Annotated in this window: 2 pseudogenes; both read right to left on the bottom strand. The window is 48.1% G+C overall.

From position 1 onward, the window contains the following. Window positions 1–333, bottom strand: a pseudogene (locus tag A3750_RS19530) (proline/glycine betaine ABC transporter permease ProW); the annotation flags it as partial. Then, window positions 330–553, bottom strand: a pseudogene (locus A3750_RS26425) (glycine betaine/L-proline ABC transporter ATP-binding protein); the annotation flags it as partial. The pseudogenes A3750_RS26425 and A3750_RS19530, both read right to left, overlap by 4 nt.

Raw genomic sequence — 553 nt, 5'->3', positions numbered from 1 at the left:
TAAAATCATGAAAATTGGATTAATACTTTGCAGTAGAGCTTCAATTGAACTTAGCGTTGCATCGATTGGGGCTTTAATCGCAGAGAAAAATGGTCGGAAATTGCCAACCACCCAACCGATTCCAGTCTCGACCCAGCTCTCAAGCGGAATGAGCTCATTGGCAAACGGATCTATAATCGAAAAAGGCGCATCTGGCTCTGGAGCACCAGCTGATAGAGTCTGGCTAGTGGTTGTCTCACTCGCTGCCCCCCAGGGGTTGGCATCTGAGTTTACCTCTTCTATCGACTCTTGTACTTCGGTCACTGCCCATGGATTACTCGCGTCCTGACTCATACGTCTTCCTCCCGATCCAGAGTCTCAAGCAATATGGTGCGGCTTATAACACCCAAATACTTGTTTGCTTCATCTACTACCGGAATTGGGCATGGCCCCTGCGCAACCGCTCCCAGAGTTTCTTTAATAGCCATGTCTGAAGGCAAGGGTTGAATATCAAGGTAGGCTTGCTCAAGCGTCTTCTCCTCCTTGATCACGCTATTTAGCGAATCAGCAGAAA

Source organism: Oleiphilus sp. HI0079 (genome assembly GCF_001635105.1).
Note: the sequence above shows the minus strand (reverse complement) of the source record. Positions and strands in the feature narration are given on the sequence as shown.